The 15142-nt window shown below is 71.4% G+C and carries 7 protein-coding genes; 4 read left to right on the forward strand and 3 right to left on the reverse strand.

Annotated elements, in window-relative coordinates:
* Nucleotides 1-312 precede the first annotated feature (312 nt).
* Nucleotides 313-1107 carry a DUF6585 family protein gene (locus WMF24_RS00845; protein WP_437734429.1) on the forward strand — a complete coding sequence of 265 codons (795 nt, stop codon included), beginning with the start codon at nucleotides 313-315 and terminating at the stop codon, nucleotides 1105-1107.
* 200 nt (nucleotides 1108-1307) lie between these two features.
* A complete protein-coding gene (locus WMF24_RS00850; protein ID WP_437734430.1) occupies nucleotides 1308-2498 on the forward strand; it encodes a cytochrome P450 in 1191 nt (396 codons plus the stop codon).
* Between the two features lie 374 nt (nucleotides 2499-2872).
* Here the strand turns inward: WMF24_RS00850 and WMF24_RS00855 are convergent, their stop codons facing one another.
* The 3 genes from WMF24_RS00855 to WMF24_RS00865 all read right to left on the reverse strand — a co-directional run bounded on the left by WMF24_RS00855 (nucleotide 2873) and on the right by WMF24_RS00865 (nucleotide 7066).
* Nucleotides 2873-4327, reverse strand: coding sequence for a hypothetical protein (locus WMF24_RS00855; protein WP_437734431.1), 1455 nt, complete (start codon nucleotides 4325-4327; stop codon nucleotides 2873-2875).
* 365 nt (nucleotides 4328-4692) lie between these two features.
* Nucleotides 4693-6822, reverse strand: a complete 2130-nt coding sequence (gene metG / locus WMF24_RS00860) for a methionine--tRNA ligase (protein ID WP_437734432.1) — start codon at nucleotides 6820-6822, stop codon at nucleotides 4693-4695.
* A gap of 10 nt (nucleotides 6823-6832) precedes the next feature.
* A complete protein-coding gene (locus WMF24_RS00865) occupies nucleotides 6833-7066 on the reverse strand; it encodes a hypothetical protein (protein ID WP_437734433.1) in 234 nt (77 codons plus the stop codon).
* Between the two features lie 725 nt (nucleotides 7067-7791).
* Between WMF24_RS00865 and WMF24_RS00870 the strand changes: the two genes are divergently transcribed.
* Both WMF24_RS00870 and WMF24_RS00875 read left to right on the forward strand, forming a co-directional pair.
* On the forward strand, nucleotides 7792-14511 hold the full coding sequence (locus tag WMF24_RS00870) for an RHS repeat-associated core domain-containing protein (protein ID WP_437734434.1): 6720 nt from the start codon (nucleotides 7792-7794) through the stop codon (nucleotides 14509-14511).
* A gap of 17 nt (nucleotides 14512-14528) precedes the next feature.
* A complete protein-coding gene (locus WMF24_RS00875; protein WP_437734435.1) occupies nucleotides 14529-15131 on the forward strand; it encodes a DUF416 family protein in 603 nt (200 codons plus the stop codon).
* Nucleotides 15132-15142 lie beyond the last annotated feature (11 nt).

The following is a 15142-nucleotide window of genomic DNA, read 5'->3' on the forward strand; positions in this document are numbered from 1 at the left end:
TCGGCAGGCGGCTCCTGCTGCGATCCGGGCTTCGCAGCGGCTGCCCATGCAATCCGTGTGCACGCACGGCGCGGCGTCGACGCCGGCGCCGCGCGGCGACTGTGCGGCTCCGCGGCGGGTCGATAGAGGCCTACAGGCATCAGCGCTGCGGCCCACGAGCATCGGGGGACGTGCGGGCGCTCGGCGCCATCGCGCGTCGTCGCGCGGGCGGCGCTCGGGCGTGGCGCGACGGCGACGCCGCCGAGGAGACTCGCTGTCGCGCTCCCGCGCAGAACTCGCGGCCGCGGCCGGCCATGTGCTACGCACCCTTGCGTGCAGCCGCACCCCTTCCGCCAGCCGGCGGAGCGCCCGACGGCGCCTCCCGAGGATCAGCGCCTCGGCGATCTCCTCTCCGTTCACGGCCAGCGCCGGAACGCCGCGCTGTTTCACGTCGCGCGGGGCGCGCTGCTCCTCGTGTTCACGAGCGTCCTCGGCGCGGTCATCGCCGGATGGCAAGGCTTCCTCCTCTCGCTGCCGTTCGGGATCGCGGGCGCCGCCGTGCTCGCGGCCGCTGCGCTGCGCCACCGGGGCCTGCGGATCGAGCTGTACGACCACGGCCTCGTCGTGGCGCGCCGGGAGGGGCGCGAGGTCGCTGTGTTCGACGACGTGGACGAGGTGTGGTTCGACCTCGACCGGAGCTCGACGCCGTTCGGGAGCTTCGTGTTCCTCCGCGGCGTCCGCCTCGTGGAGCACTCCGGCAAGCAGCGCTCGGTGCCTGTCGAGGTGGCGGACGGCCAGGAGGTCGCCCGCCGGATACTCCAGCGCTGCTCTCATCCCCTGCTCGACGAGGCGCGGCGCGCGGTCAAGGACGGCGAGGTCCTCACGTTCGGTCCGGTGCGCCTCGACCGGCAGGGGATCGCGATCCGCGACGCCCACGCCGCCTGGGGCGATCTCTCGCTCGTGCGCCTGCAATCGGGCCGAGTCGCCTTGTTCCGGGGACAGACCGTGCTCCCCTGGCGGACGGTGAGCCTCGATAGCGTCCCGCACCCGACGGTGTTCGCCAGGCTGGTGACCGAGCGGGCGCCGCGCGTGGAGCGCGACGACGTGTGGGCGGCGTGGACCGGGTGATGTGAGGCCCCGCGCGCTCGGAGCGACCCTTCGGCAGCCCGACGTCACGAACGAACAGCGTGCAGGTGCACCGCGGACGCTCGAACCGCGGTTCGTTCAGGCGCGCCATCCCCCGTCTGCATGGCCTAGCATCGTCTTCCGGCTCCAGCCGGCGGCAGCTCCCGGCCATTCCAGACGACGAGACGACGGAGGTCCTGGCCATGAATCTTTTCCCGGAAGAGACGCGGCGCGATCCCTATCCCCTCTATGACCAGATGCGGAGCAGCGCTCCCGTGCTCCACGTCGCGCCGCTCGATCTCTGGATGCTCTTCGATTACGAGGGCGTGAAGCGGGCGCTGACGGACCACGAGGCGTTCAGCTCCGTCGTCACGCCAGCGACCGGCAAGGCCCCCGACTGGCTCCTCTTCTCGGACCCGCCGCGCCACACGAAGCTCCGCGCCATCGTGATGCGGGCCTTCACCGCGCGATCCGTCGCGGCCCTCGAGCCGCGCGTCCGGGAGCTCTCGCGCGATCTGCTGGATCAGCACATGGAGCGGGGGGAGATGGACCTCGCGCTGGACTACGCGGGCCTGTTGCCCACGATCGTGATCGCCGAGATGCTCGGCATTCCGCTCGGGGACCGGGCGCGGTTCCTGCGCTGGAGCGAGGCGATCGTGAACCTCAGCTACGCGATCTCGGGCGGCGACGAGGCGGAGCGCATGATGAGCGAGCACGCCGCGGCGAAGGGCGAGATGGAGGCCTACCTCGCGGAGGTGCTCGCGGCGCGGCGGAGGGCGCCCAAGGACGACCTCTTGACCCGCCTCGTCGAGGCCGAGGTGGACGGCGAGCGGCTGACCGAGGACGAGCTCCTGGGCTTCTTCCAGGTCCTGCTCGCTGCGGGCACCGAGACGACAACGAACCTGATCAACAACGCGATCCTGTGCTTCATCGAGCGCCCGGAGGAGCTCGCTCGCCTGCGGGCGTCGCCGGATCTCCTGCCGTCGGCGATCGAGGAGGTCCTGCGCTACCGCTCGCCGGTGCAGATCACGTTCCGCGAGGCGCGGCGCGACGTCGAGGTGCACGGCCAGGTGATCCCGGCCGGGAAGCTGGTGCTGCCGGTGATGGGCTCCGCGAACCGGGATCCCCGGCAGTTTCGCGATCCTGACCGCTTCGACATCGGGCGCGATCCGAACCCGCACGTCGCGTTCGGGCAGGGCGTCCACTTCTGCCTCGGGGCGCTGCTCGCGCGCCTGGAGGCGAGGATCGCGCTGTCGGATCTGCTCTCCCGGCTGCGGGACATCGAGCGCGCGAGCAAGGAGCCGTGGGAGCCGCGCAAGGCGTTCAACGTGCACGGCCCGGCGCGCCTGCCGATCCGCTTCGAGCCGGGCAGGCGCAGCGCCGCCGCGAGCTGACGCCGGCGCGGGCGCCCGCTCGTGCCGGTCCCTCCGCCAGCCGACAACGTCGGGACGGCAGCCGATGCCGCCGAGCAGCGTGTCGACCTCCTGCGAGATCCACCAGCCTCCAGGGCCGCCCCCGCCGGACGCCTTCCGGTTGTAGGGCCACAGCTTCACGAAGATCCCCCCCCTGGGTGAAGCCGTGCTGCGGTCCGGGGGCTGCGTGATGGACGAGCGCGCCGTGGATCAGCTCGGCGCGCTCGCCCTCCGGAACGGCGAGCCACTCCTCGACGGTGGCGCGGTCGGACGGACCGGAGCTCAGGGCCAGGGGCGCCGCGCGCATGTGCCGAGCATACCCGGCTGACCGGCGTCGGGGCAGGCTCCCGCCGAGATCAAGGCTGCTGCTTCTTCTTCCACTTCTTCTTGGGGCGCGGCGGCAGCTTCGTCTTCTTCGGGTCCTTGGGCGCCCACGGCACGCGCGTGTCGATCGGCAGGATGTCCTCGTGCGGCAGGGCGCGCTCGCCCTCGCGCTTCACCGCGAACGACGCCGAGACCACGTTGACCCGGTGCGCGCCGACGTCGGACAGATCGCCCTTGGCGCGGAGGCCGATGGGGATGCAGAAGCGCCGTTTTCGCTCTTCCTCATCCATGTCGACCGCCGGCGGCGCGCCGTCGCTGCGCCCGCCGCGCGGCTCGCCGAGCTGGTTCGGGTTCTCCACGGCCTGCTGGAGCTTCTCGAGCATCTCCTCGGCGCACACGAGCTCCGCCTGGGGCTTCTTCTTGCTGCCGGAGGGATATTGCACCTTGGACTGGACCTTGACGGTCACGGTCACCGGCGCCCGGTCCGGCCCCATCCGGAGCGCGCTGCCGGCGAGCGCGCCCTTCGCCTCGCCCACGATGCGCTCCCACGTTGGGCCGTCCCCGGCCGTCGCGCTCACGAGCCGGACGCCGAGGACCTGGCCGTCGGCGCCGAGCTTGACCTCGAAGGTCGCGCGGGCGTCGAGGGGCGCGGCCGAGGCGCGCACCGTGTCCGCCAGCGTGGTCGCCACCACGCCCGCGGCGGGGACGCTGATGCCCACGCTCTTGTCCTTGTTGTGCAGCGTGCCGCTGAGGACCTTGCCCGCGATGGCCGGATCCACGGGGCGCGGGAGCGGGGCCGCCGTCGGTGCGGCCCGCGGCGCCTCGGGGCCGGGGAGCGCGCCGGGCACCGTCCAGAGGGGCGCGCCGAGCCCGGGCGCCAGCGCGATGCCGCCGTCGGCCGCGGGGGGCGCCGCTGGGGGTGGCCCGCCGTACTCGTCGCCGGGCGGCGCCGCCGGCGCGGGCCCGGGCGCCCCGGCGACGGGCGCGGGGGGCTCGGCCGCGGGCGGGGGCGCCTCGGCCGCGGGCGGGGTCGGCTCGGCCGCGGGCGGGGGCGCCTCGGCCGCGGGCGCAGGGGCCTCGGCCGCAGCCCTCGGGGCCTCGGCCGCGGGCGCAGGTGCCTCCTGCGGCGGCGCGGTCTCCGGCGCACGCCCCGGCTCGGCGGCGGGCGTCTCGGGGGCGGCCGGCGCGGGCCTGGCGCGCTCGACGGAGGCCACCTTGGCGGCCGCTGCGCCCGGCGCGGGCGCCTGCGTCTTCTCCTCCGGCGCGGCCTTGCCCACCTGCTCCGGCGCGCTCGCGCCCGGCGGCGCTGCGGCTGCGGCCCGGGGGGCCGGCTCCTCGAGCTCGAGGTCGATGCCGTCCACGAGCGCGGGCGGCCCGGCAGGCGGCTCGGAGACCCGCTCGCGCGTCGGCGCGGCGAGGAGCGCGAGGTGCGCCGCGATCGCCATGGCCAGGGCCGCGGCCTCGCGTGCTCGCAGCGAGAAGCTCACCGCCTCCTCGAGCCAAGGCGACCGCGCATGAAGATTTCTAGCACGCCCCCGGGCGCGCGCGCCGCCCGACCCGGGAGGGCCGCCGTCCACGCCGCGAGGAGCACGATTGCGACGCTGCCGCACCGTCGCGCGGTCGTCAGGCCGGCGCCGGCGTGCGCTCTGCCCCTCGGCCCTCGCCGCGCGCCGCGTCGTCCGCCCTCGCCGCGCGCCTCACGGCGGCTTCAGCGCGCGCCCTGTCCGCGCGATCGTGATGAGCTGGGTCCTTGTCGCTGACGTCCGCTGGGGCGCTGTCCCTCACGCCCAGTCAGCCCTCTGCCGCGGCCCGCGCGCCTGCGGCGTCTGCCGCGGCCCGCGCGCCTGCGGCGTCAGAGCACCGGCGTGCCGGGCGCCGCGTCCTCGACCGTGATGGTGCGGACGCGCCCCTCGACCTCGGCGGTCAGCAGCATGCCCTCGGACACGAGCCCCTTGCCGAAGTCGCGCGGCAGCAGGTTGCAGACGACGACGACCCGCTTGCCGACGAGCTCTTCCGGCGCGTAGCTCGCCGCGATCCCCGAGATGATGCGGCGGGGCGCGCCGTCGCCGGTGTCGACCCGGAGATCGAGCAGCCGGTCCTTCTTCTTCACCCGCTCGGCGCTCGTGACAACGCCGATCCGGAGGTCCAGCCTGGCGAAATCGTCGAACGCCACCGGGGCCTTGCCCTGGCGCGCGGGCGCGCCGGCGCCGCCTGCCGCCTCGGGAGCCGCGTTTGCGGCGGGAGAGGTGTTTGCAGGCGGAGCGGCCTTTGCCGCGGGAGCCGTGTTTGCGGCGCTCGCGGCCCTGGCCGCGGGGGCGGGCTTCGCCGCGGCGTCGGGCTGCGGCGCGGCGGCGGCGGCCGGGGGCGGGGCGAACCGGGCGAGCAGCTCGGCCTCTTTCTCCTTCTCGAGGCGCGGGAAGATGGGCGAGCCCCGGCGGAGCCTCGCGCCGGGCTCCCGGACAGGAGCGGTGAACGGCCACTGATCGCGGCCCACCTCGGGCGCGATCGGCGAGAGCCCGAGCTGCTCGCGCATCCTGTCGGCCACGACCGGCAGCACCGGGGAGATCATCACGCTGATCGCCTCGAGCTGCTCGATCAGCGTCGCGATGATCGTGCCGAGGCGCCGCGGGTCCGTCTTCTTGGCCGCCCACGGAGCGGCCTTGTCGATGTAGACGTTCGCCGCGGCGATCGCCGTCCAGATCGCGTCGAGCGCGCGCGTCGGCTGGTTCGCGTCGAAGGCCGCGACCGCCGCCGCCGAGGCCTGCCGGTGCGCGCCGGCGAGCTCGTCCTCGAGCGGGCCCGGATCGCCCTTCTCCGGGACCTCCTCGGCGAACGGCAGCACCCGGTTCAGCAGGTTGCCGAGGGCGTTGCCGAGCTCCGAGGCATACCGCGACAGGACGTCCTGGAGGCTGAAATCGCCGTCCTGGCCGAAGGAGATCGCGCGCATGAGGCAATAGCGCACGACGTCCACGCCGATGGGCGGCGCGTTCGCCGCGGCGCCCGGGCCGCCGGGAAGGGCCCCCGCCGCCGCCTCGGAGAGGGCCTCGGCCACCTCGACGGGGCTGATCGTGTTGCGGAGCGTCTTCGACATCTTCTGGCCGCTGTAGGTGAGGAACCCGTGGGCGAAGACCTGCCGCGGCAGCTCCGCCTCGCTGTGGCCGGCGGAGAGCAGGAACGCCGGCCAGTAGACGGCGTGGAAGCGGAGGATGTCCTTGCCAACGAGGTGCACGTCCGCGGGCCAGAAGCGCGTGTTGTCCTCGGGCTCCCGGAGGGCGGTCATGTAGTTCGCGAGCGCGTCGAACCAGACGTACATGACGTGCTTCGGATCGTCGGGGACGGGGATGCCCCACTGGAACGTGGTGCGGGAGACGGAGAGATCCTGGAGCCCTTCCCGCACGAAGCTCACCACCTCGTTGAGGCGGCTGGCAGGCTGCACGAAGCTGGGGTTGCGCTTGTAGAAGTCGAGCAGCGCGTCGCCGTACCTGGAGAGGCGGAAGAAATAGCTCTCTTCCTTGACGCTCTCGGCGGGCCTGTTGTGCAGCGGGCAGATGTTGCCGGGCTGCTGGAGGTCCTTCTCGGTGTAGTAGGCCTCGCACCCGACGCAGTAGAGCCCCTCGTAGTGGCCTAGGTAGATGTCCCCGCGCGCCTGGATGCGGCGCCACAGCTCCTGCACGCCCTTCTTGTGGCGCGGCTCGCTCGTGCGGATGAAGTCGTCCGGAGCGCAGCCGAGCCTCGGCCACGTGGCGCGGAAGGCGGCGGCGATCTCGTCGGCGTGGGCGGCCGGCGCGATGCCGCGCGCCTCGGCGGCGCGCTGGATCTTGAGGCCGTGCTCGTCCGTGCCGGTGAGCATGCGGCTCTCGTGGCCGCGCAGGCGGTGGTAGCGGCAGAGCACGTCCGCGGCGATCGTCGTGTAGGCGGTGCCGAGGTGCGGGACGTCGTTGATGTAGTAGATGGGCGTCGTGACGTAGAAGCGGCTCGCCATGGGGACGCGGTCATACCATGGGGGGCTGGCGCGCGGCGACGGGCGCAGAAGTCGGGGCGAGGCTCATCCAGACGAGCGAGGCCCGGCCCTCGATGTTCCTGAACGGCACGCCCGCGCCGAGCCCACCGCGCCCGTGGATCGAATCATGGCTGTTGTCGCGGTCGTCCACGTAGAGCTCCGCCGCCTGGCCCTCGTGGCGGAACCTCCCGACGTGGCAGTGCGGCGCGAGCCACCCGTTGATCATCACCCGCCCATTGACCACCTCCAGGGGGTTGCCCGGGAGCGCGATCGCGCGCTCGACGAACCCTGCCGCTCACCTCCCGGCGTACGGCGGCATGAAGGTCGTCGTGGGCTATCGGCGCGTCGAGCGCGTCCGGAGCGCGTTCGGTGGGCGTGTTCCCCGGGGCCGCGACGGGGCGCCAGGGTCGGAAGAGGCGCACCCCCGGGCGCGGGAGGGAGGCCGAGGATCGGGGGGAGCAATCCCCGGCTCGGGCGGTGGGACGGAGGGGGCGGTGGGCGAGATCCCCAGGGCGACGGGCGCGTCCCCCGGCCCGGAAGGTGTGCGCCCCGCGGGGGCTGACGCCGGCGAGGTGGGGGGTGAGTCGGGCGAGCCGGGGGACGAGTGCGGCGGGGCGGGGGGTGAGTCGGGCGAGCGGGGGGACGAGTGCGGCGGGGTGGGGCGGCGAAGGCGGGGGCGGGGGGCGACGTGGCGGGGACTCCGATGTTCGTCGATGACCGTCCTGACGGACGCGGACGAGCGTTCGTTCGATCTCGCCTCGCTGCGCCTCCAACGCGAACGGCTGAAAGCGTCTTCGACGCAGCGCACTCCCTGTTGCCCCGTGGACGACACCCGGGCACAGACCTCCCGATGAATGCCTTGAGCTCAGCATAGGGAAGGGGTATCGACTCCAGACCCGCGCTTGACGCGGTCCGCCGCGCCATGGCCTCCTCGGTGCGAGGGAAGCTGCGATGGCGCTCGCTCTTCGACGCGTTCTCCGGACGATCGTCCCGCTCTTGATGTGTCTCGCTTGCGTGCTCGCGCAGGGGGGATGCCAGTGCATCTTCGGCGGCCCGCCCCTGGAGCCGCCTGATGGCCTCGTCGCGTGCCGGACCCAGGGCGCACACGGCCCTGCGACGTCCCGCCCCGCGCCGGAGGTCGAGACCGTCGCCGCCGGCACGATTCCGGGGACGTTCTCCATCTCGAGCACCGGGGAGGCCGTGTACACGATGGACTTGACCACCGTGCCCTCCCGCGCGGGCATGGGACCTCGGCTCCAGCTCGTCTACCGCAGTGACGGCGGCGACGGCGTGCTCGGCGCCGGCTTCTCCATCGCAGGGCTCTCCGCGATCACGCGATGTCCGAGCACGCTCGCTCAAGACGGGGAGATCCGCGGCGTGAGGTACGACGGCGAGGACACGCTCTGTCTCGATGGGCAGCGCCTCGTTCCGGTGGGACAGGCGCCGGGGATCATCGAGTACCGGACGTTCCCGGATACCTTCGTCAAGGTGGTCGGGCACTACCCTCCAGAGGGGGCTGCGCCCGCCGAGGCGCTCTTCTTCGAGGCGCACCTGCCCGACGGCCGTGTCGTCGAGTACGGCCGCACCGAGGGCAGCAAGCCGCTCGCGCGGGGCAGCGTCCCGCGCGCGTGGCTCGCGAACAAGGTCCGCGACGGGCGTGGTAACGCCATGACGTACGCGTACTGCGTCGCCGAGGCGGAGGACGGCCATGCCGCCGAGTACGCGGTGGACGAGATCCGCTACACGGGCTTCGAAGGCACGCCGTCGCTCGCTCCTTCGCGGGCGGTGCGCTTCGTGTATGGGACGAAGGATCCGGCTGCGGTTGCGACCGGCTACTCGGGCGGCATGGCGCTCCAGCGCTCGCTTCGCCTGGACGAGATCCAGATGCTCGGCCCGGGCGATACCCTGGTCCGGCGCTACGGGTTCGGCTACGAGCTCAGCCCGGCGACGCGCCGCACGCTCCTGACGCAGATCGAGGAGTGCGCGAGCGACGGGGTGTGCAAGCCCGCCACGCGGTTTCGCTACAATCGAGCCACGCCCGGGTTCAAGCGGATCACGACGGACATCGACAAGCCGGTCTCCGAGAGGGCGAGCCCGATGGTGTTCGACGTCGACAGCGATGGGCGCGACGACCTCGTGATTCCGGATATTCTCGCGGGGTTCAGCACACCGAGCAACCCGATCACCGCGTGGTGGACGGCGCGAAACCTTGGGCCCCGCGCCTCGCCGTCCCTCCTCGCGCCGGCGGAGCTCGCGTTCCTCCAGGAGTGGTCGATGGTCGCCGATCCGAGTGGGCCCGCCGATCCGGCGCTTCTACAGCCGGAGCTCGGGACGGTCCTGGACTATGACGACGATGGGCGGGCGGACATCCTGATCCATGACGTCTACGGTTCCGAGGTCACATGGCATGTGCTCCTGTCCCGCCCGGACTGGACCTTCGCGCTCCATGACACCGGCATCCGCAGGCCCTTCCCGCTCCGAGCCACGCCCGCGCCGCCCGGGTTGAGCAGCCCCGGCGCGTCGATGCACCTCGCCGATCTGGACGGCGACGGCGTGCCGGATCTCATCCAGTGCGAGGACCACGCCCGCGACGCACAGGCACCGCTGCCGCTCTTTGCGGTGTGGACCGTCCACCTCTGGCGGCCTGCGCGCGGCGCGACGCCCGCGGGATTCGACCCCACGGGCGAATCGATCGAGCCGCTCTCCGGCTATCCCTGCGATACGGAATTCCACACGCTCGATCTCGACGCCGACAGCAAGATCGATCTCGTCGTGCCGTACTTGAGGCGGTTCGGGGACGGGTCGGTCCTCGTCGGAGCCAGCTACGACGCGATCATGCGCCGGGGCGATGGGCGCTGGGAGGTGTTCGACACCGCCCTCCCGGTCGTGGGCCCCGGCGGCCGCGTCGTCTTTCTCGACGCGAACGGCGACGGCTTGCCCGATGCCGTCGAATCCGGCTTCGGCCATCGCCAACTCACAACGTACATCAATACGGGGCCGACCTTCGTGCCCTCGGCGTTCCGGACCGTGGACGCGTTCAGCTTCGGCGATCTGCTGGATTTCCCGGATCAGGACGCGTTCTTCCGGTTCGCCGTGCCGCTCGACTTCAACGGCGATGGGCGGCAGGATCTGCTGATGCCGGTCCCTCCGGGCATGCTGCTGGGCGGCTCCGACGTGCTGCCGTCGTGGGCCGTCCTGCTGGCGACGGGCGACCGTGCGGGGCCGCCGTTCACGCTCGTCGACCCGCAGGTGCCGTTCGAGGCAAGCCTCGGCGAGGCGGTCACCCTCGCCGATCCGCGCGGGCCGCGCACCGGCGACGTCGACGGGGATGGGGCGCAGGACGTGATCCTCTCGCACGGCGGCGTGTTCAACGTCTTCCAGAACCTCTCTGCCGACCAGGATCTCCTGGTCGCGGTCTCCGACGGGATGAACGCGCACGACCCGACCGAGCCGGGCTTCGTGCCCAACGTGAGCATCTCGTACGGGCATCTGACCGACGACGCTTCGGTGGCAACAGGCGACGGAGCGGGGGATCCGGCGCGGGAGAGCCCGCTGTACCTCGCGCGTTCCGGCGCGGCGGACGACTGTGTCTATCCCCGCCGCTGCGTCGTGGGCCCTCGCCGGGTGGTCAGCGCGTATGCGCTCAACAACGGCGCGGATCGGCAGCGGCGCTTCGAGGTCGGCTACCGCGACGGGCGCTACCACCGGCTGGGCCGGGGATTTCTCGGGTTCGGGGAGCGGATCGTCACCGATCTGGACACGGGCGCCGTGGCGATCGACGTCTACGACCACGTCACCTTCGACGATGAGCTGCAGGTGTTTCCCTTCGCCGGGAGTGTCCAGCGGACGTTGCGCGGGGCTCCTGGGCTGGCGAGCCAGCCCAGGCCGGAGCAGATCGAGCTCGCGTTCGTCGACGTCCAGCGGACGCTCGTATCGACGAACGACGGCGCGACGTATTTCACGCTGCCCACCGAGCGCCGTCTGAGGCGAGCGCAAGGGATCTATCCGCCCCCGAGCGGCGAGCCGCCTTCGATCGAGGCGTACGTGCGGCAGGTCGAGGGCGGGGGAGGCGGCGCGACGGTGCTGCGCGACTCGGTATCGAAGGTGACGGACTTCGACGAGTTCGGCAACGTGCGCGCCGAGGAGGTCTCGACGGGCGGCGTCGATCTCACCCTCAACGTCACGCGGACGTTCAAGAACGACACCGAGCGCTGGGTCCTCGGCCAGCTTGAGACGCAGAAGGAGTGCAGCGCGGCGGCGGGGATGTCGCAGTGCCGGAGCCTCACGCGAACGACCACGATCTACGGCGAGGTGGAGACCGAGTCCACCGAGAGCGACGATGGCCTGCGGGACACGAAGCTGAAGCTCACCTATGCGCGCGACGACTTCGGGAACATCACCAACGTCACGGCGGAGGACGCCTTCGGGCACAAGCGCACATCCAGCACGGACTTCGACGAAGAGGGCCTCTTCCCCGAGAAGTACGTGAACGCGGCCGGGCACACAACGCTCGTGGAGTTCGACGGCGCGCTCGGCGTGCTCCTCGAGCAGGTCGATCCGAATCAGCTCGTGACGACGTGGGCGCACGACGGCTTCGGGCGGCTTGGCCGCGAGATGCGCCCGGATGGCACGACGACGACGGTGACGCTCTCCCGCACCAAGGACGGCGGCCCGGAGCACGATGCCTGGAGGGTGAGGCAGCGGAGCACCACGGCCGGCGGCGCCGACGACACGGTCGAATTCGACAGCCTCGGTCGCCCGATCCGGTGGTGGTGGTACGGGCCCGACCCGGAAGCTGCGCAGGGCTCGAGCAACGCAAAGCGCATCCTGCAAGAGATCGGGTACGACGCGCTGGGCGAGCGCATCGCGCGGCGCTCGGTGCCGGTCAGCGAAGATACGCCCGAGCGTGAGCGGCTGTACGAGCGCTACGAGCACGACGTGGTGGGCCGCGAGGTGCGCCACACGACGCCGTGGAACGCGGTCACGACGACGGCGTACGAGGGCCTGCTCGTGCGCGTCGCCGACCCGCTCGATCACGTGACGGTGACCGAGCAGGACCCGCTGGGGCGCATCAAGACCATCACCGACGCAGCCGACGGGATCATCCGCTACAGTTACGGCCCGTTCGGCATGCTCCACACGGTCACCGATCCAGGCGGTGCGGTGACGCGCACGACGCGCGACGCGTTCGGCCGCGTCCGGCGGCTCGACGACCCCGATCGGGGCACGACGGTCTCGATCCATGACGGCTTCGGCGAGCTGATCTCGTCGACCGATGCGCTCGGGCGAGAAACCACGTGGGCGTACGACGTGCTCGGCCGACCCCGCTCGCGCGTGGACCAGGATGGCGCGGAGAGCCTGACGACCACGTGGACCTGGGACACCGCGGCGCACGGGATCGGCAAGCTCCACGCGCTCGGGAGCCGCGACGGCGAGAAGACGTACGGGTACACCGACCGTGGCCAGCTCGACACGATCTCGCTCCGCATCGACGGCGAGCGCTCTCCCCTGGAGGCCAGGCTGGGCTACGACGAGCTCGGCCGCGTCGAGGCGGTCACGTATCCGGCGCCGGCCGGCGCGGCGCCGTTCGTCGTGGCCCACGATCGCGACGCGCACGGCCATGTGCTCGCCGTGCGCGACAGCGGAACGAAGCTCGCCTACTGGCGCCTTTCGGACGTGGACGACGCGGGGCGCTTCCGGGAGGAGGTGTTCGGCAACGGCGCCGTCACGGAGCGGAGCTACTTCGCCGACAAGCAGCGCCTGAGGCACATGGCGACGCAGAGCGCCGCGGGCGAGGTGCAAGACCTGGACTACGGCTATGACGATCTCCTGAACCTCACGCGCCGCACCGACGCGCTCCAGCCCGAGAACACGACGGAGCGCTTTCGCTACGACCCGCTCCAGCGGTTGACCTGCGCGTACTTCGGCGACGTCGAGCGCGCGTCGGCGCCCTGCGCGCTCCGATACGACTACCACCCGAACGGCAATCTCACCTTCAAGTCCGACGTCGGGACGCTCTCCTACGATGACCCGCTGCACCCGCACGCGGTCACCGGCGCGGACACGGGCAGCTTCGCCTACGACGCCGTTGGCAATCAGATCGCGCGGCCCGGCGGCACCACCGTGCGTTATACGCCGTTCGACCTGCCGGAGCGCATCACGCAGGGCGCGGCCACCACCACCTTCGGCTACGACGGCGACCAGCAGCGGATCCGCAAGACCACGCCGGAGAAGGAGACGCTCTACTTCGGCGATCTGTACGAACGGGTCACCGATCGGGCGTCGGGCACCGCGGAGCATCGGTACCACGTCCACTCGCCGGAGCGCGTGGTGGCGATCGTGACCCGGGGAGGCTCGGACGACGGCACCCGTTACGTGCACGTCGATCACCTCGGCTCGATCGATGCGCTCACCGACGAGGACGGCGACGTGATCGAACGGCGGAGCTACGACCCGTTCGGACAGCGCAGGAACCCCGTGTGGGGAGAGCGCCCGCCTGCGTCGTTCCCGAGCGAGACGACGCAGGGGTTCACCGGGCACGAGAGCGACGACGAGCTCGGGCTCGTGAACATGAAAGGCAGGATCTACGATCCCAGGATCGGGCGGTTCTTGACCACGGACCCGATCATCTCCCTCCCGTTCTTCGGACAGAGCTGGAACCCGTACAGCTACGTGCTGAACAACCCGCTCGCGCACGTCGACCCGGGCGGTTTTCAGCAAGCACCCCCGGAGGACGGGGCTCGCCCACCGCCGCCGGCCGGCGCGGAGCTCAGATTGGAAGTGCTCGACCTGGCGCCGATCGGACTCGAGCTGCGCGTCATCCCGTCGCCGAAGCACGAGGCGCGCTCCGGCGCCGATACAAACACCGTGGCTGCCGAGACGGGCGGCACCACGCCGCCGATCGACGTCAGCACGACCGGCAGCGCGTCCGGGCATGTGCCGCAGCCGGTGAGCACGGCGCCGGAGCACACGGGTGCCGGCGCCATGGTTGGCCAGAGCTTGCTGGGCGCTGCCGAGGGGACGGGCGAGCTGGCGCTCGCCCTCGCACAATCGCTGGTCCTGAATGCGATGACGCTTGGCGGTTACGGCGCCTACCAGCACGGCCGCGCGATGTGGGACGGCTACCAGCAGGACGGCTTCCTCGGCGCGCTCAACGCCGTCAACCCGCTCTATGAGATTGGGCGCAACGGGGCGGACACGGCCCTCGCGATCGACGGAGGCGACTATCGGGCGGCGGGCTCGGCGGGGGTGAAGGCGATCCTCCTCGGCGCGGCAACGGTGTACGGTGCGGGAAGAGGGCTGGGGGCAATCGCGGAGGGGTCGGCGGCTGCAGCGGGAGCCGCAAGGGGTGCAGCTACCCGAGCGAGAGAAATTCACAGTGTCCTTGATTCACGGGCGGCGCGCGCACGCACGACTGCCGTCACCGAAACCGCCGAGGGTACGAGGGTCGTCTCCTCCAGTGAGAGGCGACTAACACCCGCCCAAAGGGCTACACTCAGACCTGGCGAAGTCGAAGCTGTGGGAATCGGGCACGCCGAGATCACAGGGGTCAACGCTGCCAGGCAGATGGGACTCACACCGACCGGTGTTGGCGCTAGCCGGCCCATCTGCCCGGAGTGCGCAATGGCCCTGGAGCAGCAGAGGGTAGTTCCGCTAAGCCCGCTGAGATAAGCTGGAGGATAGAAGCGATGGAAGCTACATTCAGCGACGAACGACTTCTCGAAATGTTGTCGAAGATGGCGCCTCACCAACAACTAGCCTTTGGCGCTGTGCGCTGTGAGCGAATGCTGCCGAGCTACCAAACCTTCATGCGGGAGGTGGGCTGGAGAGACGTTGCCCCGCTGCGGGAGGCGCTCGACGCGGTCTGGGTCGCCTGTGAGTCTGAACGCATTACGGATGCCCAATTGGGGGAACTGCTTTCCAAATGCGAGGAGTGCGCGCCGAGCTCGGAAAACTTCACCTCGCTCTACACGTCGTCAGCTCAAGACGCCGTCTTCGCGATCTGTTCTCTGCTCGACTTCCTTCTCGACGGGGATGTGGCCCGCGTGGTCAGCGCTGCCCGATTCTCCATCGATTCGGTTGACTTGATCGTTCAGGAGCGCGAGGCCATGGACCCTCGGGATCCCCTTCGGGAGCACAAAATTCTCGCACATCCACTGATGCAGCAGGAGCTCTTGCGACAGCAGCGAGATCTCGAAGAAGCGAGCCAGATCGCGCCAGGCGATCGGACTGCCTTGCTCGCCTTCCGGACCCGAGCACAACGTGAGTCCAACCTAATCGTGTCGTCGTAAGGGCACACGAG

Origin of the sequence: Sorangium sp. So ce1335 (genome assembly GCF_051521615.1) — a bacterium.
In the GTDB taxonomy this organism is placed as follows: domain Bacteria; phylum Myxococcota_A; class Polyangia; order Polyangiales; family Polyangiaceae; genus Sorangium.

Excerpts from the sequence above, each read along its gene's own strand:
- WMF24_RS00865 (WP_437734433.1), bottom strand. The coding sequence starts at position 7,066 with ATGATCAACGGGTGGCTCGCGCCGCACTGCCACGTCGGGAGGTTCCGC.
- WMF24_RS00870 (WP_437734434.1), top strand. The coding sequence starts at position 7,792 with ATGGCGCTCGCTCTTCGACGCGTTCTCCGGACGATCGTCCCGCTCTTG.
- WMF24_RS00850 (WP_437734430.1), top strand. The coding sequence starts at position 1,308 with ATGAATCTTTTCCCGGAAGAGACGCGGCGCGATCCCTATCCCCTCTAT.
- WMF24_RS00875 (WP_437734435.1), top strand. The coding sequence starts at position 14,529 with ATGGAAGCTACATTCAGCGACGAACGACTTCTCGAAATGTTGTCGAAG.
- metG (WP_437734432.1), bottom strand. The coding sequence starts at position 6,822 with ATGGCGAGCCGCTTCTACGTCACGACGCCCATCTACTACATCAACGAC.